Here is a 21,873-nt window from a genome sequence, read left to right on the forward strand (position 1 = left end):
GGCGTCAACCTGCGTGAAACAGGATGTCAATTCCGAACCGGAGCCTCGATGTCATGCCCGCAAAACTTTCCGTCAATCTGAACGCAATTGCCATGCTGCGCAACCGTCGCGATCTCCCATGGCCGGATGTCGCGCATTTCGGGCATATTGCACTCGCTGCGGGTGCTAGCGGGCTGACTGTACACCCTCGACCGGACCAGCGCCATATCCGCTTTTCGGACCTGCCGGTGCTGCGTGCGCTCATCGATGACAGTTTCCCAAGCGCGGAATTCAACATCGAAGGTTATCCGACGGAGGATTTTCTCGTTCTGTGCGAACAGACCCAGCCTGAGCAGGTGACGCTGGTGCCCGACGATCCGTCGCAGGCGACATCAGACCATGGCTGGGATTTCCGCAAGCACGCGGTTTTCCTGAGAGAAGCCGTTGGGCGCCTCAAGGCTGGCGGTATGCGGGTTTCGCTTTTTGCCGATGGTGACGGCGAGCGCGAAGCGGTGGAGCTGGCGGCTGAGACGGGTGCTGCCCGCATCGAGCTCTACACCGGTCCCTATGGCGGCTGTTTTGACGATCCGCAAAAGGGTGACGCGCTTCTGGAAAAACTCGGACAGACGGCGGACTACGCCGCAGCGCTCGGGCTTGCCGTCAATGCCGGGCACGACCTGACTGTAGCAAACCTGCCCAAGCTTATGAAACGTATACCTTATCTTGCAGAGGTCTCCATCGGTCACGGGTTGACGGCGGATGCGCTGGAATATGGCATGGCTGAAACAGTCCGGCGTTTTTGTCGCGCCTGCGGTCAGGCTATTTCATAACCAAAGTCAATTTTTTTGCCTATAATCTGCTTGCGCATGCTCCGTGCGCGAGCTTTTAAAGGCAGAGACACATGCAAGAACATCACGTTGTCGTCGTGGGTGGAGGCTTCGGCGGCTTACAAATGGTACACGGGCTGGAGGGGGCCCCTGTCCGCATCACATTGATTGACCGCCGCAACCATCATCTATTTCAGCCATTGCTTTATCAGGTTGCGACGACGGCTCTTGCGACATCCGAAATCGCCTGGCCGATCCGCCATCTTTACCGCGACCGCAAGGAAGTGACGACGCTGCTTGCGGAAGTGAACGGCGTAGACCGTGACGCCCGCACCGTGCATCTGAGTTCCGGTCAGGTCATCGGCTTCGATACGCTGGTGCTGGCCACCGGCGCCCGTCATGCCTATTTCGGCCGTGACGAATGGGAGCGTGCGGCTCCCGGCCTCAAGACGCTCGAGGATGCAACGACGATCCGCCGCCGCCTGCTTCTGGCTTTCGAGCGTGCGGAACTTGCCAGCAGCGAAGACGAACGGCAGGCGCAACTGACCTTCGTCATCATCGGGGCAGGCCCGACGGGCGTGGAAATGGCGGGCATGATCGCCGAGCTTGCCCACAAGGCGCTGCCGCCGGAATTCCGCAATGTGGATACCAGAAAGAGCCGCGTGCTGCTTGTCGAGGCAGGTCCGCGCGTTCTGCCGGTTTTCACGAACGATCTTTCCGCCTATGCCAAGCAGGCGCTTGAAAAGCTCGGCGTCGAGGTTCTGCTCGGCACACCGGTGACGGCCTGCACCGATGAGGGCGTGACGGTGGGTGAGACCTTTTATCCGTGCCGCACGGTGGTCTGGGCCGCTGGCGTGCAGGCGTCTCCCGCTGCAAAGTGGCTGAATGCTGCTGCCGACAGGGCGGGACGCGCTATCGTCGGGCCGCATCTCAATCTGGAAGACGACCCCAATATTTTCGTCATCGGCGATACGGCCGCCGTCAATCAGGAAAACGGCAAACCGGTGCCGGGCATTGCGCCTGCAGCCAAGCAGCAGGGCGCCCATGTGGCAAAGGTCATCAAGGCGCGGCTATCCGGAGAGCCGGAGCCCGCGCCGTTCCGCTACAGCCATCAGGGTAATCTGGCGACAATCGGCAAACGCGCGGCGGTGATCGATTTCGGCAGGTTCAAGCTCAAGGGCGTGCTTGCATGGTGGATCTGGGGGCTTGCCCATATCTATTTCCTGATCGGAACGCGCTCGCGGCTGGCCGTGGCGTGGAGCTGGCTGTGGATTTACCTCAGCGGCCAGCACAGCGCGCGGCTGATCACCCAGAAAGAGACGTTGAAGGACGAGGCCTGAGGGCAGGGCGGGTAAAGGAAAGCGCGGGAAGCATTGGCTTCCCGCGCTTGCTTATGGTCAGTGCGCCAAACCACTTCTCCGTCACGCCGTATTAAGTGCGGGGTGACGGAGTGCGGATGTGGCGAGCTTGTGCCAATCTAGGGCTCAAGCGTCGAGCGATGCCATGTCGATGACGAAGCGGTAGCGAACGTCGCTCTTCAGCACGCGCTCATAGGCTTCGTTGACATCCTGGATGTTGATCGTTTCGATCTCCGAGACGATGTCATGCTCGCCGCAGAAATCCAGCATTTCCTGGGTTTCCTTGATCGAGCCGATCATCGAGCCGGAGAGGCTCTTCGCACCGATGATGAGCGAGAAGGCGTGGACCGGGATCGCATGTTCCGGTGCACCGACCACGACCATGCTGCCCTTGGGCTTCAGGAGGCCGAGATAGGCGTTCCAGTCGATTGCGACACCTGCCGTGCAGATGATCAGGTCGAAGGTGCCGGCCAGCTTTTCGAAGGTCGAGGCGTCGCTGGTGGCGTAATATTCCTTCGCGCCGAGCTTCAGTCCGTCTTCCTTCTTAGACAGGGTCTGGGAAAGAACTGTGACATCCGCGCCCATGGCAGCGCCGAGCTTGACGCCCATGTGGCCAAGACCACCCATGCCGACGATTGCGACCTTCTGACCGGGACCGGCGTTCCAGCGGCGCAGCGGCGAGTAGAGCGTGATGCCTGCGCATAGAAGCGGCGCGGAAGCGTCGAGCGGCAGGTTGTCCGGGATCGACAGGACATAACCTTCCTTGACCACGATCGAGTCGGAATAACCGCCATGGGTGGCTGTCTTCGTATTCGGATCGACATCGTTATAGGTCTGGACGAGGCCGGGCATGTAGTGTTCGTTGTCGAGGTCGCGGGTGGCGCAACCGACGCAGGAATCGACGAAGCAGCCAACGCCGACATGATCGCCGACCTTGAATTTCGTGACTTTGGAGCCAACGGCTTTCACGACACCGGCAATCTCATGGCCGGGAACGATCGGGAAGACGGCATTCTTCCATTCGTTGCGGACGGTGTGGATGTCCGAGTGGCAGATGCCGGCATATTTGATATCGATGACAACGTCGTCATCGTTAGGCTCGCGGCGTTCGAAGGTGAACGGGGTAAGCGGCTTCGACGCATCGGTCGCAGCATAACCTCTTGCAATGGCCATCTGAATATCCTTTCGGGAGTTGGGGACGGCGGAATATGCAATGGAAGGGTGCCGCGGCGTTAGAGCGATCCTCCGAGCTTTTTGCACGATCCTGCAAAAAATTGCGGTGGGCTATTTGCGGAAACTGGCCCGGCTTTCTAGATAATGCAAACAGACACGCTGCTTCCTTCCCTAAAGGGTTTCCCAGATGACCATGCCGTTCAATCTCTATCAGGAGATCGCCTCCATCGCCGCACGGCATGCCACCCGCGATGGCGAGGTCCAGACGGCAATCGAAACCCTCGGCATCAGCCGCCGGTCTACACCCAGCGCGCCGTGCCACGGCAGCTATCGTCCCTGTTTGGCAATGGTGATCCAGGGGTCGAAAAGCGTTCAGCTGGGAACGGACACCATTAATTACGGGGCCGGCGACTATCTTCTGACCTCGCTCGACCTGCCGGTTGCCTGGCGTGTGGTGGAAGCGAGCGAGGAAGTACCGCATTTTTGCATCGGGCTTGCGATCGACAGCGAAAAGCTGCTCGACCTTATGAGCCGCATGCCGATCGAGCGCCCTCAGGAGCCGGTAAGCGGCCAGCGCGGCATCGTGGTGAACGCCGCCACACCGGAGCTGCTTGATGCGGCCATTCGGCTGATGCGCCTGCTTGACCGCCCGGCGGACATTGCGGCCATGGCGCCGCTGATCGAGCAGGAAATCCTCTATCGAATCCTGACGGGACCAGCGGGTGGGCAACTGATGAACATCGTCGCTGCCGGAAGCCATGGCAATCGGATCGCCCGCGCCATCTCCTGGCTGCGCGAGAATTTCGCGCGCCAGCTGCGTATCGAGGAACTTGCGGAGCATATCGGCATGAGCGTGTCGTCTTTCCATCACCATTTCAAGACGATCACGGCCATGACCCCCATTCAGTACCAGAAGCAGTTGCGGCTGCATGAGGCGCGCCGGCTGATGCTGCTGGAGCGCCTGGATGCAGGCACGGCCGGCCATCGTGTCGGTTACCAGAGCCCTTCGCAGTTCAGCCGGGAATACAGCCGCTTTTACGGGATGTCGCCCTCACGCGACGTCGACGCCTCGCGTGAGATAAGCGCGGCCGGATAAAGCGGCATTATGGTGCGGCGCATCCTGCTGCCGCATCGCGTCAATTCGTACATCACTGTGAAGAAAGCGCTTGACGGGCAAGCTGCCTCCGCTTAAATGGCGCTCGAACCGTACCGTACGGTACATTAATCGAGCCTCTGGAGTGGAAATAAGTGGCCTCCGACCCGATCACAGCGCAGGAATTTTCGCCGCGCCAGAACGCCGTTCTGGATCAGGCATTGCGTCTTCTGGTCGAGGGTGGCGAGAAAGCGCTGACGACCTCCGGTCTTGCGCGTGCGGCCAACTGTTCCAAGGAAAGCCTCTACAAATGGTTTGGCGACCGGGACGGCCTGCTGGCTGCGATGATCACCTTCCAGCAAAGCAAGGTTCGCACCTTCGAGAAGGCGGGCGACCGCGTGTCTGCGCCGCAGCTTGCCGATCATCTCGAGGTTTTCGCACATGATCTGCTTGATGTGCTGGCGGGCGATGTGTCGCTGGCGCTCAACCGTCTGGCGATAGGGCAGGCGAGCCGTGATGGTTCCAAGCTTGGCGATCTTCTTCTGGAACGTGGCCGTCGCCAGATCGACCGCCGCGCCCGCGGGTTGATCGAGGCGGGTCGCCGTTCGGGTTACCTGCGTTTCGATGACGCCGAAGAGGCGTATCGCAGTTTTTACGGCCTCATCGTTTCGGATCTGCATGTGCGCATGCTGCTGGGCGAGGCGCCTGACAAGGATTTTTCCGCCCGGGCAAAGAAGGCGGTGGTCGCCTTTCTAACACTCTACGGCACGGAAAAGGTACATTCGGAACTGGGCGGCAAGGTCGCCTGAGGTTCCGGTTCACACAGAGACAAGCATTAGGGAAGGACCATAAAATGCGCGTTTATTATGATCGTGATGCGGATCTCAATCTCATCAAGTCCAAGAATGTCGTCATCGTCGGCTACGGTTCCCAGGGCCGCGCCCATGCGCTGAACCTCAAGGATTCCGGCGCCAAGAACGTCGTTATTGCTTTGAAGGCCGGTTCGCCGACCGTCAAGAAGGCGGAAGCCGACGGCTTCAAGGTCATGACCGTTGCTGAAGCCGCCAAGTGGGGCGACCTTTTGATGATGGCGACGCCTGACGAATTGCAGGCCGACATCTACAAGGCCGACATTGCCGGCAACATCCGTGACGGTGCGGCGATTGCTTTCGCACACGGCCTCAACGTTCACTTCGGCCTCATCGAGCCAAAGGCTTCGCTCGACGTCGTCATGATCGCACCGAAGGGCCCCGGCCACACGGTTCGCGGCGAATACCAGAAGGGCGGCGGCGTGCCCTGCCTCGTTGCCGTTCACCAGAACGCTTCCGGCAACGCACTTGAACTCGCTCTCTCCTACGCCTGCGGCGTTGGCGGCGGCCGTTCTGGCATCATCGAAACCAACTTCAAGGAAGAGTGCGAAACCGACCTCTTCGGCGAACAGGTCGTTCTGTGCGGCGGTCTCGTAGAACTCATCCGCGCCGGTTTCGAAACCCTGGTCGAAGCCGGTTACGCACCGGAAATGGCCTATTTCGAATGCCTGCACGAAGTGAAGCTGATCGTTGACCTGATCTATGAAGGCGGCATCGCCAACATGAACTACTCGATCTCCAACACGGCCGAGTGGGGCGAATACGTCACCGGTCCTCGCATCATCACCGCTGACACCAAGGCTGAAATGAAGCGCGTTCTTCACGACATCCAGACCGGCAAGTTCACGACCGAGTGGATGCAGGAATGGAAGGCCGGCGGCGCACGCTTCAAGGGCATCCGTCGCAACAACGACGCCCACCAGATCGAAGAAGTCGGCGCAAAGCTGCGCGGCATGATGCCCTGGATCGGCAAGAACAAGCTGGTCGACAAGGCCGTCAACTAAGCTTCATTGCTTGACAGAATATTGGAAGGCCGGGGCGAGAGCTCCGGCCTTTCTGCATTGGGCCTGGCTAGGATCACACGATGGCGTCGGCTTCCTCGATAATGACCGATACGGGAAAGTGATCGGAGAAACCACCGAGATTGACGTTTTTGACTGCATCGCCTTTCGACAGGCCGAAGCGGATCGGCCCCTCATTCTTGCTGTGGCTGACCATGGCGGCAATGGCTTCAATTTTCGCGGTTTCCTCGCGCACCGCGAAGCCGCTGCTCCCGTTCAGAAGCGATCTTGAGACGAGGATCTGGTCGAAGATATTGGCGTCGCCGTTGAAATAGAGCGTACCGTAGATCGTTCTTGCCGTACCGACTGAATCCACTACCTGCTGGCGCAGGTAGTTCCAGGTGAGATTGTAGAACATTGCCGATTGCGAGCTTTCGACATCGTCGCGCTCGCGGGTGGAATTGGCGTGATAGCGTAGCGATGCATCGGAAGGGTCGTCGTTGAAATCGCCGAAGGCGACGACGGCGATGTCGTTTCCTTTTTCTTCCCTGATCCGCTGGTGCCAGTAGCCAAGCGTCTCACCGGCGGTCATGCGAAAACCGGCGCTTTCCACCGCGCCGCCGGAGCGCGACGGCCAGTGATTGGAAAGGGCGATAAGCTGGCGTCCGCCCTTGGTGATGAAGGTGCATTGGGTAATGTCGCGGGTACCGGTGCGGCGCATCACGAAATGGCTGAAAATCTCGTTTTCGTTGATCAGTAGCTTCTTGCTGTCATAGATGAAGGCCGTATCGATGCCGCGCTGGTCCTTGCTGGAATCTGCATGCACCACACGGTAGGCGCGCTCAGGCATGAGGTCGTTCAGATGTTCCGCAAGCGTCTCCAGAACGAAACGGTTCTCGACTTCGCACACGCCGAGCAGATCCGGCCCGGCGCCGCCGATCTGCCTTATGATCAAACCGAGTTGCCTGAGCTTGGTCTTGAACAGATCTTCGGTCCAGCCTTTGAGATCGTTCTTCAGCCGCTCGGCAATCCAAGGTTCGCGCGCTGGATAACCCTCCGGCGCAAACAGGTTTTCGACATTCCAGAACGCCAGGACATATTGGGTCATGATACCTCACACCTCCGGTTGGTTTTACAAAACCTAGTGGAAGTTTTTGCCACAACAACTTGAAATTGTCATGACGGGTTTAGCACGCGACCCAATTTGCCGTTCGATCTTATTTGCCCGGAGGGATGACGCCCTTCGTCAGCAGGAAGCAGCCGTAAAAACGGGTCTCGCCTGTTGTGATGACGCAATATGCTTTTTTAGCCTGTTCATAGAAGGCGAAGCGTTCGATACCATACATGGGGGTGGATTTTCCCTCCGCCGCGTCTATTTCCTTCTGCACTTCGACCTGTACGGGTTCCAGCTGGTCCGGTGCGCCCATCACTTCCATGCGTCCGACCGAAGGCTGCAGCGGCGTGTCGAGTGGCAGCACCGAGAGAATCGCCTGCATGGCGCGGGCGGCGGAAATGTTGTCCATGCGCAGCACCTTGCCGACCGTTGTCTGGCGAGCCACCGAATCGGAAGGGAAGTTGGTGTCGGAAATCACCAGCGTATCGCCGTGACCCATGGCGCGTAGCGCGTGAAGGACATCGGCATTCAGCGCCGGGTCGATATTTTTCAGCATGTCGTCAAACTCCCATGATGCTTTCGCCGTGTCGCGGCGCGTGGCCGCAATCCAGCCGGAAAACCTTGCCGCGTCAATCGCAAACGGAAGATTGTGAAGCTTTGCGCAAGGGTGTATTTGGCTTTGTCCGCCAAAGGCGGGCCCAAATGCGGGTAACGTGCAGGGAGGCAGAAATAATTCGAAAAACTGATAAGTCAGTATTGCTGACGTATCGACATTTCTGTAAAGATGCACGCATAAAAACGACACAAGAGGAAACGTACCCATGCTTGATTGGGAACAAATTTTCGCCACGCGCTCGTCGCGCATGAAAGCGTCTGAAATCCGCGAGCTGCTGAAGCTGCTCGAGCAGCCCGATATCATCTCCTTTGCCGGTGGCATTCCGGACCCGGCTCTTTTCCCCGCAGAGGAGTTTCAGCAGGCTTATGCGGAAATTTTTTCGGGTTCGCAGGTCAACTCGGCGCTGCAATATTCGGTGAGCGAGGGTTACAAGCCGCTGCGCGAATGGCTGGCGGGCGAAATGGCCGAGATCGGCATCGAATGCACAGCCGACAACGTCTTCATCGTTTCCGGTTCGCAGCAGGGTCTCGACTACCTCGGCAAGCTGTTCCTGTCGCCGAAGGATACCGCGCTGGTAACCTGGCCGACCTATCTCGGCGCACTTTCCGCCTTCAACGCCTATGAGCCGAATTACGACCAGCTCAATCCCGGCGGCAACCGCACGCCCGAAGCTTACCGCGAAACCGCGGCAAAGCTCGGCGGCGCCGTGAAGTTCGCTTATCTCTCTGCCGATTTCTCGAACCCGACCGGGGAAACCGTTGATCTTGCCGGCCGTGAAAAGGTTCTGGCGCTGGCTGACGAGCTGGATATCGCCGTCATCGAAGACGCCGCCTATCAGTCACTGCGTTACGACGGCGAGGCGGTTCCGCCGATCATGGCGCTGGACATTGCCCGCTCGGGCGGCATCGAGAACATCCGCACCATCTATTGCGGCAGCTTCTCCAAGACGCTCGCACCCGGCCTTCGCGTCGGTTACATCGTTGCGTCCGCGCCAGTTATCCGCAAGCTGGTGCTGATGAAGCAGGCCGCAGACCTGCATTCCTCGACGATCAACCAGATCGCCATCGAACGTGTCGCTTCGCGCGGCTTCGACAAGCAGGTCGCCAAGATCAAGGCTGCCTACAGCGCCCGCCGCGATGCGATGCTGGCTGCGCTCGACAGATACATGCCGAAGGGCACGCGCTGGACCAAGCCGGAAGGCGGCATGTTCATCTGGGTCACCCTGCCGGAAGGCATGGATGGTGCCGCACTGCTGGCAAAATCCATCGCAACGGAGAAGGTCGCCTTCGTTCCGGGTCGCGCCTTCTTTGCGGATGGCTCGGGCACGAACACGCTGCGCATCAGCTTCTCCTGCGCCAACGAGGCGATGATCGAGGAAGGCATGAAGCGGCTTGGCCGGTTGATCGCGACGGCGCAGGCGGAGACGACCGAAGTGGTTCCGGCGATTTGAGGGTTGCGAGGTTTTCGGCAGCGACGGGGGGTGCGTCTTACCCCCCCTCTGTCCTGCCGGACATCTCCCCCACAGGTGGGGAGATCAACCCGTGGTGAGGTTTCGCCCATCTCAACGTTCGAAAATTAAGTGACGAAAGAGCGTCTTGCCGATCTCCCTCCTTGTGGGGAGATGCCCGGCAGGGCAGAGGGGGTAGGCCCCGGTCTCCACCTTGGCCACCGAGATCACCCCCCCCCTAAAATCCTGCCTGTCACATACATGTTATGCAATCATGTTTTAGCGGTCCCACGAAACAACAGGGACTGGACCTATGAAAACGCTGCTTTCCGCTTTTACCGCCATCGTATCGCTCGGCTTCATCGCCACCGCTGCCAACGCTGCCGACCTGGTGCTTTATACCAGCCAGCCGAACGAGGACGCGCAGGCGACCGTTGATGGTTTCAAGGCCGCCAATCCCGGTATCGAAGTCGAATGGGTGCGTGACGGAACGCCGAAGATCATGGCCAAGCTGATGGCTGAGATCAGCGCCGGCAATCCGGTTGCCGACGTGCTCTTGATCGCCGACACCGTCACACTCGAGCGCATGAAGCAGGCTGGCCAGCTTATGGCCCACAAGTCCCCGGAAGCTAAGAACATCGACGCCTCGCTCTACGATGCGGACGGCTATTATTATTCCACCAAGCTCATCACCACCGGCATCATGTATAACACTGCCGCTGCGATGAAGCCGACGAGCTGGAAGGATCTTGCCAAGGCGGAAGCCAAGGGTCTGGTGACCATGCCGAGCCCGCTGACCTCTGGTGCAGCGCTGATCCACGCGCAGACGCTGGCCGCTGCCAACGGCCTCGGCTGGGACTATTACAAGCAGCTGAAGGCCAATGAAGCCATTTCCGGCGGCGGTAACGGCGCGGTGCTGAAGTCGGTTGCATCAGGTGAGAAGGCTTACGGCGTTGTCGTCGACTACATGCCGATCCGCGAAAAGGCCAAGGGCGCCCCGGTGGAGTTCGTCTTCCCGGAAGAGGGCGTTTCGGCCGTGACCGAACCGGTCGCGATCCTCAAGGGTACCAATCATGAGGAAGCCGCTAAGAAGTTCGTCGACTACGTGCTTTCGGAAAAAGGCCAGCAGGGCTTCGTCAAGCTCGGTTACATCCCCGCGCGCGCTGACGCTGGCATGCCGGAAGGTTTCCCCGCCCGCGACAAGCTCAAGGTCCTGCCGCTCAACGCCGCGGACGCGCTGAAGAATTCCGAGCAGGATCTGAAGACCTTCTCCGATATTTTCGGCTCCAAGGGCTGATATAGCGGCATGTCCCGATCAAGTGCCTATGGAAACAGCCAGCCGCGCTGGCTGTTTCCTTTTGTGGTGAGCGTCGTTTTTGCGCTCAGCGCCCTGCCGCTCGGGCGGCTCGCCTATACCGGCATTGTTTCGTCACTCAACGGTGACATATGGCGATTGCTGGCTGATCCCGCCCTTTGGGATGCGGCGCTGAACACGCTGTCCACCTCTTTTTTCGGCATGCTGATTTCACTCATGATCGGCGGGGGCTTCGCGCTGGCGCTGACGCTCTGCGACATACGCGGCAAGTCGATCTTAAGCTTCCTCTTCATGCTGCCTATGATGATCCCGCCGCAGGTGACGGCGCTGTCGTGGATCGGCATGACCGGCCCGTCGAGCACGCTTTTAAAGGCCATCGGCCTTGCGCCGCCCATGGGGTCGCCACAGCCGCTCTATTCCATTGCCGGTATCGCGCTTTTGCTCGGTGTGCAGCATGCGCCGCTTGTCTATCTGTCGCTGCGCGCCGGCCTGCTCGCTTTGCCGCAGGATGGCATCGAGGCAGCCAAGCTTTCCGGTGCTTCGCCTCGGCGCGTGCTGTTCGATATCATCCTGCCGCTTTCGACGCCGGGATTGATCGCCGGGGCGGCGATCTCATTTGTATCCAATGTCGGCAATTTCGGTATTCCGGCGATCCTCGGTATTCCGGCCTCGATCTTCACCCTGCCGACGCTGATCTACAGCCGCTTCGCCAGTTTTGGTGCGAGCACCTTCGGCGATATCGCCATTCTCTCGACCATGATCGCCATCATCTCCGTGGCCGGTCTTGCGCTGCAAGAGCGGGCAATGAAGGGCAGGGACTATCGCATCATCGGTCTTTCCGGCAAGGCCGCGACTTTCAAGCTGTCGCGCTGGCGTGTAGTTGCTGAGCTTGTCCTTTGGCTCGTGCTGTTCTTCATGCTGGTCGCACCACTTGCTGCGCTGGTGGCAAGCTCGCTTGCCCCCGCCTATGGCGTGCCGCTCAGTCTCAAGACCGCTACGATGCACGCCTATGAGGAGCTACTCTACCGGCAGAGCGTAACCCGCACAGCCTTCCGCAACTCGCTGTTTCTGGCGACGGTCACATCCCTTTGCCTGCTTGCGGTGACGGTGTTGACCGCCTATTTCCTGGTGCGCGGCAAAAGCCGCTTCATGTTCCTGCTGTCGGCGCTGGTGGATATTCCCTATGCGCTGCCGGGTGTGGTGATTTCCGTATCCTTCGTCCTGTTGTTCGCGGCCCCCATCCCGCTGCTCGGCATCACGCTTTACGGCACGATCTGGATCATTCTGCTCGCCTATTTTTCCTCCTTTTTCGCCGTCAGCCTCAAACCGATGGTCAGCGCCTTCCTGCAATTCGATCCGTCGCTGGAAGAGGCGGCAAGGCTTTCGGGCGCCGGTTTCTGGCGGCGGTTGAAGGACATCATCCTGCCGCTGGTCGGGCCTGCGGCTGGCGCTTCCGTCATCCTCGTTTTCCTGATCGCCTGCAATGAGCTGACGGTTTCGGCGCTCCTTTGGTCCGCCGGCACGCAGACGCTCGGTGTGCTCATCTATAACCTCGATGACAGCGGCAGCTTCGATCTTGCCTCCGCACTTTCGGTGCTTGTCGTCATCATGGTGATTTTCCTCATGCTGCTGCTCGAAATTCTGGGGCGCTATCTGCCGAAAGGAGTGGTCCCTTGGCGAAATTGATCCTCAATCGTCTGACGAAAAGCTTTGGAGCCGGTTCGAAACCCGCCGTTGACGACCTCTCGCTCACGGTGCGTGAGGGAGGTTTCCTCGCGTTGCTCGGGCCGTCCGGCTGCGGCAAGACGACAGTGCTGCGCATGATCGCCGGTTTCGAGCAACCGACTGATGGCTCCATCCTGCTCGGCGAGCGGGTGCTGGCCGATGCCGGCAGCATGGTGCCGCCGGAGCGGCGCAACATGGCGATGGTGTTCCAGTCCTATGCGCTCTGGCCGCACATGTCGGTTGCCGACAATGCCGGCTATCCCCTGAAGGTTCGCGGCATTTCCGGAGAGAAATATCGCGAGAAGGTGGCCCAAGCGCTGGCAGCCGTACGCCTTGAAGGCTTTGCGGACCGCCGTCCCGCCGAGCTTTCCGGTGGCCAGCGGCAGCGCGTGGCGCTGGCTCGCTGCCTCGTCACCGAACCCGATGTGGTGCTGCTCGACGAGCCACTCGCCAATCTCGACCGGCATTTGCGGCAGGAGATGGAGGAGACCTTTCGCGAGTTCCACATCCGATCCGGCGCGACGATGATCTATGTTACCCACGATCAGGCCGAAGCCATGGCGCTGGCAACCGATGTCGCCGTAATGTCTCAGGGCAAGCTGCTTCAGGTCGCGCCGCCCGCCGAGCTTTATGCACGACCCGAGGGGCGTCTTGTCGGCTCGCTGGTGGGGCAGGGCGCCATTCTCTCCGTGCCGGTGCCGGAAGGTTCTTCGCGGGATATTGACTGGGACGCGCTCCGCACAGCGATGGATAACGGTGGGCAATTACCACGGGCGGATATTCTCGTGCGGCCGCAGGACGTGGTGCAGGATGCGGATGGAATCACCTGCACCGTGACCTCGGTTCTCTACGAGGGCGAGCGTTATGCCCTGCGTCTCGACCTGCCGGACGGGCAGGCGCTTCGGGCTTATTCTCGAGAATCGGTTGTGGTCGGTGACCAACTGCCGGTTGCGATTCGTGAGGCGTGGCGTCTTTAGCATTTGCTTGCACCCTCATCCCTGTGACGGGCACAGGAATGAGGGTGGGGAATATCCCCGCACATAAAATCCGACATCGTGAATAGGGAAATCTGATCGACGCGACAGGCCACTGGCGAGACCGAACGGGAGCGGCTAAGCTCCCATTCCAGCAACAGGAATGAAACATGTCGCTTCGGCTCGCCACCTTCAATATCGAAAATCTTCTCACCCGTTTCGACTTTACCGGTTTTCGCAACCAGACGCGGCGCGACAGGGCGATCCAGCTTTTCGATATCAGGGACGAGGCAACCTATCAGGCGCTGGAAAGTGCGCGGGCAGTCTCTTCCACAGACGATACGCGGCAACTTTCGGCGCTGGCCATTGCGGATGCGGATGCCGATATTCTCTGCCTGCAGGAAGTCGACAACATGGCGGCCCTGCAGGCTTTCGAATATGGCTATCTCTACCGCATGGTCGGCAACGGCTATCTGCAGAAATATCTGGTCGAGGGCAATGACAGCCGCGGCATCGATGTCGCCGTCGTCATGCGCGAGCAGACCCGAGACGGCGACAAGATCGAGGTCATCGACATCAAGAGCCACGCCGCGCTAACCTACCGCAATCTCGATCTCTTCAATCCCGCACTTGCCGCGACCAACCAGATAGACGACAAGATTTTCAAACGCGATTGTCTGGAAATCGATCTGAGGATCGGCGGCAAACCGCTGACGCTTTACGTCACGCATTTCAAATCCATGACCAATGCCCGTGACGCCATAGATGCCCGGCTCGCCACCATGCCGATTCGCGAGGCGGAAGCCATGGCCGTTCGCCGCATCATCGAAAACCGCTGGGGCGCAAACAATACCCGCAACAAGAATTTTGCCATCTGCGGCGACATGAATGATTATCAGGAACGCATTTCGATTTCCGGCGACCGGCGCAGCGGCTACAGCTTTACGCCGGTGGAAGAGGAGCGGAGCGCGCTCGATATCTTCACGGCGGATGATTTTGTGACCAATCCGATGTCGCGCCGTGACGTCATGGATCGCTGGACGCTCTATCATTCGCGCGGGCCACAGGAACAGCATCTCTGCCAGCTCGATTATATCTGGCTTTCCCCACATCTTGCGCAGATCAATGCGACAAGGGTTCCCGAAATCATCCGCGCTGGCCAGCCTTACAGGACGGTCTTTCCGCCGGGGCAGGAGGTGGATCGTTATCCGCGCACCGGCTGGGACCGCCCCAAGGCTTCTGACCATTGCCCTGTTGTTATGACGCTCGATCTGATCTGACCTGCCGCTCCGGTCCGCCTAGCCGTTGGCGACCTTGGGGAAGTAGGTCGCCCATACCCGGTTGCGGCCCGCACGCTTGGCCTCATAAAGCCGGTCGTCGGCAATTGCGATCAGCTCGTCCCAGCTGTTGATCGCCCGTGCCTCCTGCCAGACCACGCCGAAACTTGCCGTCAGTGACAGCCCGCTTTGTTCATCAATGACCTGGGCTTCAATCAGCCGGCGCAGGCGGTCGGCGGTGGCGGTCGCCGTCGCGTGGCTGACATCCTGCAACACGACCACGAATTCCTCGCCGCCATAGCGCGCCAGAATATCGTTTTTACGGAGGGCGCCTCTTAAAAGAGTCGCTGTCTTCTGTAGCGCGAGGTCGCCCATGGCATGGCCATAACGGTCGTTGATGGATTTGAAGTAGTCGATGTCGACAATCATCACGCCAAGCGCCTGCAACTGCTCCTCGCCGCTCAATATGGCACGAACGGTCTTTTCCAGCGCACGGCGATTGGACACACCGGTCAAGGCATCTGTTTCTGAAAGCGTGCGTAATTGTTCGGCCAGCGCAGACTGCTGCTTTTCCATTTCTTCCTTCTGGCGAAGCTGCTCGCGCAGGAAATCCAGTTCCTCGAACATTTTCTTCACTTCCGGAGCAGCCTTGTCCTGATACAGGGCTCCTGAAAGATCGCCAGCGGCGATTGCGGCGATCTGCGTCTGGACGGATTGCATGGGGCGGAACAGTGCCGTTCTGTAAACCGATGCAAGCCGCAGCAATACCAGAACCGCGATGAGAGCGAGGAGGAGAGACGTTCCACCATAGATCAACGCCTGTTCCTTGTTCCTTTCTATCCTTGCCCGTGTTTCGGCGAGAATAAGGTCGCGCAACGTGCTCGAGGACCGCATGCCCTTGATGTAGTTTTCGGAGAATTCGCGAATGCTTGGCTGCGCGGACGGCACCACCATCGCAATCGTATTCTGCGCATAGGGAAGTGCCTGGCCGAAATAGAAGATTTCAATATCGCGAAACGCTGCATCGACGCGTGGTGTGGACAGGTAAGCGGCGGTGTAGTTCGTCAGCGACGATTTCAGCAGTGTGAGGCTCTGTATTTCCGTGTCGAATTTGGCGCGGAGGCTCAGCTTGTCCTGCCTGTTCGCCCGCAGGCTCATGACCACGTAAGAACCGAGGCGACCGATCCGGTCCCGCATCACTCCGGCAGTGCCGGTCATGGCGATGTCGATCGCTACATTGGGCGTTACCTTGATGATCGCGCGGGCGGTCTTGCCACGCAGCATGTTGACGCTGTCCGCCGCCTTGAACATCGCAAAAATTGCGTTGGACATTGCCGTGTAGCTGCGCGCGGATTCGGGAAGTGCAGCAACCTGATCGACCGCTTCTCGGGATTGCGCCAGTTTTCGGCGTGTATCGACCAGCGATTTTGCCAATTCTGGCTGCGCCCTGATTTCCGCGGCAAAAGAGTTTTCGAGTTCCACCAGCTTGTCGTCCGTCGCCTTGCGCGCTGCGGCAAGCTCCTGGACCAGTTTTGCATCGGGGGAAGACGCGCCCATCAAATTATTGGCAGGACCACGCTCGGCCGATACCAGCCATGCGGACTGGAGGGCTGTTTCGAAGCGGCTGAGTTGCTGCGCATTGGTCCGGTAGCGTAAGTAACTGGAAACGCTCGGCAGGGCGGCAAGGGTTGCCAACAAGATGGAACTTACCGCTATGACGATCGTACCGGTTAGTTGGATTTTCTGTATGCTTGCGCGCATGCGATGCGTTATTCCCGGTGGGATGGTTATGAATTATCGCCATTTTAGCTACATCGCGTAAATACTTCGCTTATTTTGCAGGCCTTTTGCCGCGACCTGGTGATTGAAACCCACAGGTACGGTGTGGAAAAGAGGTCTCCCAACGGCGCGCAATCAATTTTTGCTTTACACGAAGTGAGAATCTGATAGTTGGCAAGGCACTGGATTGCCCTTGTAGCTCAGTTGGTAGAGCACCTGATTTGTAATCAGGGGGTCACGAGTTCGAACCTTGTCGGGGGCACCAGTTTTCTTATTGTATTCAACTACTTAGGTTGGGCGACTAATTGCGCGTTAGCTGCTGAATGCATCAGGCTAACGATGAGCTAACGCCACGTATTTTTATCACCAGCTTTTTTGGAATAGACTCTACCATCACGCTAGACTCCTGAATGCCACTCGCCCTAGGATTTAAGTACGAATCAAGCCGGGGGGTAGCATGTCGACTGAAGAGCTAGATAAACTTCTTGAGCGGATGCCTAAGATTGCAGAAGCGGTCAATGCTTTCGAATCTGAAACAGTACAACAAGAAGCTTTTATCTCCTTGATCGCTGCTTTTTCGGGAAAGACGATCCGAACTCTAGCTGCTGCACTTCCCGAGATAGATCAAGTTTCGCACGCAACACCTGAGCAAGTGGAGCCTCAGGTTTCAGACGCGTCAGAACAAAAATCGTCGACTTCATCGGGACGCAAAAGCCGTAAGAAATCCAACTCGCTTAGAGCAGATTGGACTTTGAACAAAGATCTTGATCTCCACCCTCCAGGGAAAATAAGCTTTGAAGATTTCGCCGCTGAAAAGCAGCCTAAATCCAACGAGGATAAGTATGCGGTGGTAGTCTATTACTTGGAAGAAATTCTTGAGTTTAGTCCTATTACGCGAAATGAAGTTGGAACTGTTTTTCGGCGAATGTCGGGATGGCAAGAATCCGCAAATGTTGGATCGGGACTTCGAGTAACTCAAAGTCGGAAATCGACCGTAAATTGCACTGAACTTGATGACATCAAAATAACACCTGCAGGCCGAAATTTCGTAGAGCATAAGCTTCCAGCCGCAAAGGCCCCCGCTAAGTGACATTTACTGACCCTTCGTCTCTGTTCAGCGGAATACCCGAAGGTCTAAGCGGGCCGCTAGTTTCTGAATACAATAAGATCGCGAAGAACTTCCGCGAAGGAAGGTGGGAGCCAGCTGAATTGAGCGGAGGCAAACTTTGCGAGATCGTATATTCAATTTTGAAGGGTCACATAGACGGATCATTCCCTTCGGACCCATATAAGCCAAAAAACATGGCGGATGATTGCCGCAAGCTAGAGCAAGCGGGGTCCTTTCCGAGATCCATCAGGATTCAAATCCCGCGCATGCTTATTTCGCTGTACGAGATACGAAACAATCGCAACGTCGGCCATGTGGGAGCGGACGTCGATCCTAACCATATGGATGCTTCCGTAGTATTTTCGATGTGCCAGTGGATAATGGCCGAACTAATAAGAGTTTTCCACGCGATCTCAACTGAAGAAGCTTCAGCTGTTGTGGAGGGCCTCATCGAGAGACCAGTACCTATATTGTGGAAAGTCGGCGACAGAGTAAGAATTTTAGCACCTGCCATGAGCGCCAAAGACAAGATGATGGCCTTCTTATACGGTTCGGTCGAGCCAGTACTGGTTCAGGATGTTGTCCGGGCAATAGAATATGGTAACCCCAGCAGATTTCGTACTGCCATTGTTTTTCCAAATCACAAGGCCGGGCTCATCGACTACAATAAAAAAACAGGGCAGCTTGTAATCTCGCCGCTCGGCCAAGCTTATGTTGAAAAGAACGTCCCGCTTACTATTCAGTGAAATTTGTCCTTCAAACTGTTAATCTGCGCGGAAAATCCGCTATCGGCATTTGACTGCGTCTTCGTAGTCTTGAACGCAAATCCTTCATCATTTATCCATTTTATCGCTGAAATTTCAGCATCCGCAGTGCCGACTTTCCCGATGACAATGACCCCGCCGTCTTTCAAACTGAACTTATGTTGGGATATGAAAAGAGCCACTGCAGCAGGCATGAGTTCTGGCTTAACAAAACGGCTAAGCTGACTTTTGACCACTTCAACTACCTGTCGCCTGTTACGCTCATCTTTCAGTTTAGCGTTCTCTTGCTGAAGATTATAACTTTCCAATCGACTAGAAAGATGGGATACAAACTCGTCGCGGCGAGACGTGTCGAGGCGCAGCTTTTCACCATCCTGGCGATAGAATTCCTGTAGGTCGGAATGTACGTCATCCACACGAGATACCTCATTCGGCAATTCTTGAGCGGACTTCAATACGCCTTCCAGATCAATATCAACTTTCATAATCTTACTCCTGTTTACCGATAGCGGCTTCCATAACTTTTTCGGCGGCCTTTGCGCGCTCGGATGCTGCCGCAAGCTGTGCCGCAGCCCCTGTTGTCGCCGCCGTGATGAATTTGATAAATGATTGTCCGCCTCGCTCTGTGGCTTCCAGCGCTTCTTGAAGACGACGGCGACGCGCGGTTTCTTCAGGGTAGAACGTGTTTCGGTAGCGATGACGGACCATGTCTTGCTTCGTTTGACTCATGCCGACCAGCAGCGCAGGGCCGCGAAGAACAGCCGCCACCACTGCGAGATCATTCTTGGTAAAAGCCTTACCGATTGCGTCATCGCGCTCTTTGTCCGGCATGACCGAGAGCCTTGCCCGGATTTCGGTTTCCAAACTCGCGGAAATCTGGTCACGCAAGACAGGCGGCGCTCCAGTCAAAGATTCAATATCCTCGATCTCTTTCTGAACACGATTTTTCGCTTCATCCAGTTTTCGCGCAGTCACTTCTGCTAGGCGTATTGCTTGATCACGAATGCGTAGACGCGCAGCTTCCGGGGGAATAAGCTTATCTGCGGTGATCGTCTCAGCATATTCGGCTAAAGACGCGCTATTCAGTCGTGTTTGGCGGATTGCAGACGCCAATGCGGCGATTGCAGCATCACTCTCCACTTCACCCCCCGGCTTTCTGGCGTAATGCTGTTCGATGACGGATTCGTGGATATCGATGGGCGGCTTCATTTTCATTGAAATTTCTCCTTTTATTTCAGTAAAATCCTTCAACGGGATTTGCGCCGCCTCTCAATTGCGGACGCGCTGCCCACCAAAGAGCAATGGCGATGCTGAGGATTAGGTCGTCATGTTTGCCTTCTCGGGCATTGTAAGAGGCCCTGCCAGCCGCGCTGACAGATCGGCGGAAGTCCTTCAATTCTTCCGCCAAAGCTCCCGCGTCTGTTAGCTCAGAAGCGAACCGGAGTTCTCCGACATGCAATCGGGCATCGACTGTGCTAATGAGAAGCGACTTGGGCACATGCCAACGCCTGTTCTCTGGATTGGTCGTTTCGTTACCAGCGGTAATCGCCACACGCTGAGGCCGCATGCCAGACGCTTCGAAAATATCAGAGACTGCACGCCCAACGCCTGTTTCGTCTACCACTAGGTCGCAGCCGTCGCGTAGTGCCGGTCGCTCCAGTAGTTCAGCTACCCTGCTGACTACCTGCGGATAGGGCGTGCCGAGCGGCACCCGCTCCAAAGCGCGCACGTCGAAACGGACCTCGCTTCTTTCTCTTGTGGTATTCGGCATACCCGGTACACTACTGTAGGAAAGTTGCCAGTCTCCGGTTGGCCTTACGGAATGATGGATAACGGAAATTGCTGTCGGATCGTTTGATTGGCCGAGGTCTACGCCCATGACAAAGCGATCGCTTGAAACAACAGGTATACGCTGCCACCTGTCACGCCCCTTCGCGAAAAAAGAACTTACCATAGAGCGCGTACCTCGTGAGTGAATGCGGCCTCAATAATGGCTAGAGGAAACACTGCCTCTTCCGGGTCGTGAAATTCCAAATTGTACTCCTCGCTGAATTTGATTGCGCCGAGCGCCTTCAGTTCCTCTGCGAGATATTCGGGGCTGATCCGGGGGCACTCGCTTGCAGGTACTTTTACACGCTCCCAAGATGGATCGCCGTTGACCCATGCCTCGTAGAACCAGCCACGCTTACCGGCTGGCGTAGTGAGTGCAACCAGTCTTGCGTCGGGCTTTGTTGCCATCATTGGACGCACTGCCGTCAGCAACTCGTCTGCGACACGAGAAGCCTCATCAATAACCACAAGGTCGACGCCCGCGATGCCGCGAATGGTTTTTTCTGTTCCCGGCAACGACAAGATACGCGAGCCATTGGAAAACTCCGCGCGCTGCGTGCTTTCAGAGACAAGGCGCGGCGCACCGGGCAACCTGTCGAGAAACTTTATGATCGTGCGAAAGAGCTCATTGGATTGACGTTGTGTTGGACTGACCACAACTATTTGAGCAGCAGGTACAAACAACACCGCGTAGATTACGATCAGCGCCGCGACTGTGGATTTACCGGATTGCCGTGAGCAGAGCAGCAACGCACGACGAGGATTTTGATCAAGCAAGGTGGCTTGCCAAGGGTCTGGCTGTATGCCGCAATCTTGAGCCATCACCACGGGGCTCAATGCGCGGGCAAGATCGCGGGCCATTAGCATACGAATGGCCCCCTCGAAGAATTCGCAGACCGGCGCGCAAAGGGTAAGCAGTATTGTAATAACAACCCTGAGCAGCGCACGTAGGAACCAGCCGGTACCACGCACATTGGCGCTGCCGGTCTGCTAGCGCGGAGACGAAGGAGGCGTCCGCCGTGCATCATATGCCAGCACTCCCGCTGGCATAACTGTGGTCAATCACCATGCCGCTGGCGAACCGGCTCTCCAACCCTTGGAGAACTTGCGCGACGGCCTCGCGAGCTTCTGGGTGAGAACGAAGCGCACGGACCAACTCTGAGCGCATTTCTATGTAGATTGGTGAGATGAGAACGTTGTTTGTGATTTGCGTTCCTGTGCTCAAATCCCCAAGCAGCTTGCCTGTTAGCTCAAAGTTGCGATGGAGTTGACTGGCGACCCTTTGCGCCGCCGCTGTGTCCGTAACCTCCTCAGCAGCGTCCATCATTGCGAACAAACGGTGTCTGAGGGTCACTATGTTTGCAAGAAGACTCTGGCTCTCTGTTTCTTTGAGCCGATCGAGGTCCATAGGTAGTTCAGGGCCAGCCAGCAATTGCGCCCGAAGCTGCGGCGGTAAATGGTTTTTGGCATGCCGCCGTAGTGCATCGGAGCCAAGCTTGTATCTTCGAGCAAGAACGGCGAATGGTACATTACGCGCCAAAGCGAGATCAATTGCCGCTCTTTCCCGATGGCTGCAAACGCTACATTCTGGTCCTCGCTTTGCCATACCTCATCCTACTAAAAC

General features: G+C 57.5%; 21 protein-coding genes and 1 tRNA gene. 13 read left to right on the forward strand and 9 right to left on the reverse strand.

From position 1 onward, the window contains the following. Window positions 1–53: 53 nt before the first annotated feature. Window positions 54–809, forward strand: coding sequence for a pyridoxine 5'-phosphate synthase (locus AB4Z23_RS10365; RefSeq protein ID WP_003513071.1), 756 nt, complete (start codon window positions 54–56; stop codon window positions 807–809). A gap of 71 nt (window positions 810–880) precedes the next feature. Continuing rightward, window positions 881–2,146, forward strand: a complete 1,266-nt coding sequence (locus tag AB4Z23_RS10370) for an NAD(P)/FAD-dependent oxidoreductase (RefSeq protein ID WP_441360080.1) — start codon at window positions 881–883, stop codon at window positions 2,144–2,146. Window positions 2,147–2,290: 144 nt separating this feature from the next. Here AB4Z23_RS10370 and AB4Z23_RS10375 read toward each other — a convergent pair whose 3' ends face one another. Next, window positions 2,291–3,337: an NAD(P)-dependent alcohol dehydrogenase gene (locus AB4Z23_RS10375; protein WP_003513067.1), complete on the reverse strand. Its 1,047-nt coding sequence runs from the start codon at window positions 3,335–3,337 to the stop codon at window positions 2,291–2,293. Between the two features lie 187 nt (window positions 3,338–3,524). On the opposite strand from AB4Z23_RS10375, the gene AB4Z23_RS10380 reads away from it, so the two are divergent. The 3 genes from AB4Z23_RS10380 to ilvC all read left to right on the forward strand — a co-directional run bounded on the left by AB4Z23_RS10380 (window position 3,525) and on the right by ilvC (window position 6,303). Beyond that, complete coding sequence (locus AB4Z23_RS10380; RefSeq protein ID WP_003513064.1) at window positions 3,525–4,433, forward strand: AraC family transcriptional regulator; 909 nt, start codon at window positions 3,525–3,527, stop codon at window positions 4,431–4,433. A gap of 152 nt (window positions 4,434–4,585) precedes the next feature. After that, window positions 4,586–5,239: a TetR/AcrR family transcriptional regulator gene (locus tag AB4Z23_RS10385; protein ID WP_003513063.1), complete on the forward strand. Its 654-nt coding sequence runs from the start codon at window positions 4,586–4,588 to the stop codon at window positions 5,237–5,239. Between the two features lie 44 nt (window positions 5,240–5,283). Then, complete coding sequence (ilvC, locus tag AB4Z23_RS10390; protein ID WP_003507583.1) at window positions 5,284–6,303, forward strand: ketol-acid reductoisomerase; 1,020 nt, start codon at window positions 5,284–5,286, stop codon at window positions 6,301–6,303. A gap of 73 nt (window positions 6,304–6,376) precedes the next feature. Here the strand turns inward: ilvC and AB4Z23_RS10395 are convergent, their stop codons facing one another. Together AB4Z23_RS10395 and AB4Z23_RS10400 are read right to left on the reverse strand one after the other, a co-directional pair. Next, complete coding sequence (locus AB4Z23_RS10395) at window positions 6,377–7,408, reverse strand: endonuclease/exonuclease/phosphatase family protein (RefSeq protein WP_112391983.1); 1,032 nt, start codon at window positions 7,406–7,408, stop codon at window positions 6,377–6,379. Window positions 7,409–7,517: 109 nt separating this feature from the next. Next, window positions 7,518–7,970, reverse strand: coding sequence for an RbsD/FucU family protein (locus AB4Z23_RS10400; protein ID WP_026330787.1), 453 nt, complete (start codon window positions 7,968–7,970; stop codon window positions 7,518–7,520). 265 nt (window positions 7,971–8,235) lie between these two features. On the opposite strand from AB4Z23_RS10400, the gene AB4Z23_RS10405 reads away from it, so the two are divergent. The 5 genes from AB4Z23_RS10405 to AB4Z23_RS10425 all read left to right on the forward strand — a co-directional run bounded on the left by AB4Z23_RS10405 (window position 8,236) and on the right by AB4Z23_RS10425 (window position 14,771). Then, window positions 8,236–9,480 (forward strand): aminotransferase-like domain-containing protein, encoded by a 1,245-nt coding sequence (locus tag AB4Z23_RS10405; RefSeq protein WP_421477221.1) that lies wholly within the window; start codon window positions 8,236–8,238, stop codon window positions 9,478–9,480. A 310-nt stretch (window positions 9,481–9,790) separates the two neighbouring features. Continuing rightward, entirely contained in the window at window positions 9,791–10,774 is a 984-nt protein-coding gene (locus tag AB4Z23_RS10410; protein ID WP_421477223.1) for an ABC transporter substrate-binding protein, read from the forward strand. A 9-nt stretch (window positions 10,775–10,783) separates the two neighbouring features. Then, entirely contained in the window at window positions 10,784–12,478 is a 1,695-nt protein-coding gene (locus AB4Z23_RS10415) for an ABC transporter permease (protein WP_019565334.1), read from the forward strand. Beyond that, window positions 12,466–13,494: an ABC transporter ATP-binding protein gene (locus tag AB4Z23_RS10420; protein ID WP_421477225.1), complete on the forward strand. Its 1,029-nt coding sequence runs from the start codon at window positions 12,466–12,468 to the stop codon at window positions 13,492–13,494. Before AB4Z23_RS10415 ends, AB4Z23_RS10420 begins: the two co-directional genes overlap by 13 nt. A 167-nt stretch (window positions 13,495–13,661) precedes the next feature. Beyond that, on the forward strand, window positions 13,662–14,771 hold the full coding sequence (locus tag AB4Z23_RS10425) for an endonuclease/exonuclease/phosphatase family protein (RefSeq protein WP_003513055.1): 1,110 nt from the start codon (window positions 13,662–13,664) through the stop codon (window positions 14,769–14,771). 18 nt (window positions 14,772–14,789) lie between these two features. On the opposite strand, the gene AB4Z23_RS10430 is transcribed toward AB4Z23_RS10425, so the two are convergent. After that, a complete protein-coding gene (locus AB4Z23_RS10430) occupies window positions 14,790–16,529 on the reverse strand; it encodes a GGDEF domain-containing protein (protein WP_421477227.1) in 1,740 nt (579 codons plus the stop codon). A gap of 207 nt (window positions 16,530–16,736) precedes the next feature. Here AB4Z23_RS10430 and AB4Z23_RS10435 point away from each other — a divergent pair. From AB4Z23_RS10435 to AB4Z23_RS10445, 3 genes are all read left to right on the forward strand, one after another. Then, window positions 16,737–16,812 (forward strand) — tRNA-Thr (locus tag AB4Z23_RS10435). Window positions 16,813–17,004: 192 nt separating this feature from the next. Beyond that, a complete protein-coding gene (locus AB4Z23_RS10440) occupies window positions 17,005–17,637 on the forward strand; it encodes a hypothetical protein (protein WP_441360081.1) in 633 nt (210 codons plus the stop codon). Beyond that, a complete protein-coding gene (locus AB4Z23_RS10445; protein ID WP_441360082.1) occupies window positions 17,634–18,401 on the forward strand; it encodes a hypothetical protein in 768 nt (255 codons plus the stop codon). Before AB4Z23_RS10440 ends, AB4Z23_RS10445 begins: the two co-directional genes overlap by 4 nt. Here the strand turns inward: AB4Z23_RS10445 and AB4Z23_RS10450 are convergent. From AB4Z23_RS10450 to AB4Z23_RS10470, 5 genes are all read right to left on the reverse strand, one after another. Beyond that, the gene (locus AB4Z23_RS10450) at window positions 18,395–18,904 is read right to left on the reverse strand and encodes a hypothetical protein (RefSeq protein ID WP_441360083.1); all 510 of its coding nucleotides are present in this window, start codon (window positions 18,902–18,904) and stop codon (window positions 18,395–18,397) included. The two genes, AB4Z23_RS10445 and AB4Z23_RS10450, sit on opposite strands and share 7 nt — an antisense overlap. A gap of 4 nt (window positions 18,905–18,908) precedes the next feature. Continuing rightward, complete coding sequence (locus tag AB4Z23_RS10455; RefSeq protein ID WP_441360084.1) at window positions 18,909–19,634, reverse strand: hypothetical protein; 726 nt, start codon at window positions 19,632–19,634, stop codon at window positions 18,909–18,911. A 19-nt stretch (window positions 19,635–19,653) separates the two neighbouring features. Beyond that, a complete protein-coding gene (locus AB4Z23_RS10460) occupies window positions 19,654–20,190 on the reverse strand; it encodes a hypothetical protein (RefSeq protein ID WP_441360085.1) in 537 nt (178 codons plus the stop codon). A gap of 176 nt (window positions 20,191–20,366) precedes the next feature. Beyond that, window positions 20,367–21,221: a terminase large subunit domain-containing protein gene (locus tag AB4Z23_RS10465; RefSeq protein ID WP_441360086.1), complete on the reverse strand. Its 855-nt coding sequence runs from the start codon at window positions 21,219–21,221 to the stop codon at window positions 20,367–20,369. A 52-nt stretch (window positions 21,222–21,273) separates the two neighbouring features. Continuing rightward, window positions 21,274–21,855: a hypothetical protein gene (locus AB4Z23_RS10470; protein WP_441360087.1), complete on the reverse strand. Its 582-nt coding sequence runs from the start codon at window positions 21,853–21,855 to the stop codon at window positions 21,274–21,276. Window positions 21,856–21,873: the final 18 nt, after the last annotated feature.

The sequence above is a fragment of the Agrobacterium sp. MCAB5 genome, from assembly GCF_052114365.1.
In the GTDB taxonomy this organism is placed as follows: Bacteria; Pseudomonadota; Alphaproteobacteria; order Rhizobiales; family Rhizobiaceae; genus Agrobacterium; species Agrobacterium tumefaciens.

Bases quoted from the DNA above. Each gene is read 5' to 3' on its own strand.
- ilvC (WP_003507583.1), top strand. From the start codon at position 5,284: ATGCGCGTTTATTATGATCGTGATGCGGATCTCAATCTCATCAAGTCC.
- AB4Z23_RS10425 (WP_003513055.1), top strand. From the start codon at position 13,662: ATGTCGCTTCGGCTCGCCACCTTCAATATCGAAAATCTTCTCACCCGT.
- AB4Z23_RS10400 (WP_026330787.1), bottom strand. From the start codon at position 7,970: ATGCTGAAAAATATCGACCCGGCGCTGAATGCCGATGTCCTTCACGCG.
- AB4Z23_RS10375 (WP_003513067.1), bottom strand. From the start codon at position 3,337: ATGGCCATTGCAAGAGGTTATGCTGCGACCGATGCGTCGAAGCCGCTT.
- AB4Z23_RS10455 (WP_441360084.1), bottom strand. From the start codon at position 19,634: ATGAAAATGAAGCCGCCCATCGATATCCACGAATCCGTCATCGAACAG.
- AB4Z23_RS10380 (WP_003513064.1), top strand. From the start codon at position 3,525: ATGACCATGCCGTTCAATCTCTATCAGGAGATCGCCTCCATCGCCGCA.
- AB4Z23_RS10370 (WP_441360080.1), top strand. From the start codon at position 881: ATGCAAGAACATCACGTTGTCGTCGTGGGTGGAGGCTTCGGCGGCTTA.
- AB4Z23_RS10415 (WP_019565334.1), top strand. From the start codon at position 10,784: ATGTCCCGATCAAGTGCCTATGGAAACAGCCAGCCGCGCTGGCTGTTT.
- AB4Z23_RS10440 (WP_441360081.1), top strand. From the start codon at position 17,005: ATGTCGACTGAAGAGCTAGATAAACTTCTTGAGCGGATGCCTAAGATT.
- AB4Z23_RS10430 (WP_421477227.1), bottom strand. From the start codon at position 16,529: ATGCGCGCAAGCATACAGAAAATCCAACTAACCGGTACGATCGTCATA.
- AB4Z23_RS10450 (WP_441360083.1), bottom strand. From the start codon at position 18,904: ATGAAAGTTGATATTGATCTGGAAGGCGTATTGAAGTCCGCTCAAGAA.
- AB4Z23_RS10460 (WP_441360085.1), bottom strand. From the start codon at position 20,190: ATGCCGAATACCACAAGAGAAAGAAGCGAGGTCCGTTTCGACGTGCGC.
- AB4Z23_RS10470 (WP_441360087.1), bottom strand. From the start codon at position 21,855: ATGGCAAAGCGAGGACCAGAATGTAGCGTTTGCAGCCATCGGGAAAGA.
- AB4Z23_RS10395 (WP_112391983.1), bottom strand. From the start codon at position 7,408: ATGACCCAATATGTCCTGGCGTTCTGGAATGTCGAAAACCTGTTTGCG.
- AB4Z23_RS10365 (WP_003513071.1), top strand. From the start codon at position 54: ATGCCCGCAAAACTTTCCGTCAATCTGAACGCAATTGCCATGCTGCGC.
- AB4Z23_RS10405 (WP_421477221.1), top strand. From the start codon at position 8,236: ATGCTTGATTGGGAACAAATTTTCGCCACGCGCTCGTCGCGCATGAAA.
- AB4Z23_RS10410 (WP_421477223.1), top strand. From the start codon at position 9,791: ATGAAAACGCTGCTTTCCGCTTTTACCGCCATCGTATCGCTCGGCTTC.